This window comes from Affinundibacterium flavidum, from assembly GCF_014284175.1.
Lineage (GTDB): Bacteria > Pseudomonadota > Gammaproteobacteria > Burkholderiales > Burkholderiaceae_D > Undibacterium > Undibacterium flavidum.
In genome coordinates, this window is record NZ_JACOGA010000042.1 from 1 (window position 1) to 1314 (window position 1314).

1 protein-coding gene is annotated in these 1314 nt (G+C 44.4%); it reads right to left on the minus strand.

Going from position 1 to position 1314, the window contains the following annotated elements:
- Nucleotides 1-26 precede the first annotated feature (26 nt).
- A protein-coding gene (locus H8K55_RS21260) for an IS3 family transposase (protein WP_230408755.1) occupies nt 27-1261 on the minus strand; the annotation gives its coding sequence in 2 pieces (ribosomal slippage) (nt 27-913 and nt 913-1261; 1236 coding nt in all).
- Between the last annotated feature and the right edge of the window lie 53 nt (nt 1262-1314).

Below are 1314 nucleotides of genomic sequence, written 5' to 3' on the forward strand. Positions count from 1 at the left end.
TGTCTAGTCCTAAAATAAGTTGACAACTAAAAGTGTTGCAAACACGCTCGATGAACCTCATTGGGCGTTTTGTTTTTGAGACTAGAGTGTGGCCGTTCGTTGTTATAGATTTGAATGGACTGTGCGATGAGCTTTCGTGCTTGCGCTAGACTTGAGGGCGTTTGTAACAAGAACTCTCCTTTGAGAATGCCGTTGACTCGTTCAGCGACGGCATTCTGATAGCAGTCGTACCCATCGGTCATCGAGCATCGTACTTTGAATTTCTCATGCAGTTGTTGGTAATAAGCGGAGCAGTATTGAATGCCTCGATCTGAGTGGTGTATCAGATCGGATACGCTGCTTTTATGACGTAACGCACGTCGATAAGCCACGCTCACTTCCTCTGTTTGCAGGCTGGCATGGACATGATGCCCTACGATCTTTTTTGAATAGATATCCGTCACCAGGCTCAAATAAACAAACTTTTCAGTCGTTGGTATGTAGGTAATATCAGCGACCCAGACTTGTTCTGGTTTCGAAGCGAGCACTTGCCCAGAACCTGCTTTGAGTAAGTTGGGATGCTTGTAAAAACGGTGATGGCTGTGCGTGGTTTTATGATAAGCACGCTTTGGCTTGATCAGTAAATGCCGCATTCTGAGAAGATGGAATAAGGCATCTCGCCCCAGCTTAATACCCACTTGTTGCTGTTTCTCGCGCAGTAAATAATGTAGCTTACGCGTGCCAATTTTCGCCTGACGCAATCGAATTTTCGTCACCCATTCGAGCACTTGTTCATGCTCAATTCGACGCCCTTGGTCGCGTGCTATTTGTTGATAATATGCCTGACGTGTCCAACCAAAATAATGGCAAGCCTTGCTAATACTTATTTGAGGCGTTTTTTTGTGCTCAAGGACTTGCCTAAATGCTTTTTTGGAATGGCGATCCCAAAGTCATCTCGAATGACATTCACAATGGCTTCAAATAGCTGCGCTTTTTCATTGGCGATCTTGAGTTGTTTCTCAAGTTCTTTGATCCGTTGTTCCGGCGTCAGGGGTAATGGTTCTTGGGACATGGCTAAATTGAGATTTTTCCTTAAACCCATATTATGCCAATCTTGCGTACCATGTTTGCGTAACCACACTAAAACGGTAGATCGACCTTGTATCCCATAGCGCGTTTGGGCTTGTTTATAGGTCATGTCGCCTTTTTCTACCTGATCAACCACTGACAATTTAAAGGCTAAGGTGTAATCTCTTTGACTCCTGCGTTCTGTCGATTTCATTGACGTTCCTTTCCATTACGAAGAAAACTGTCAATCTATTTCAGGACGGGTCA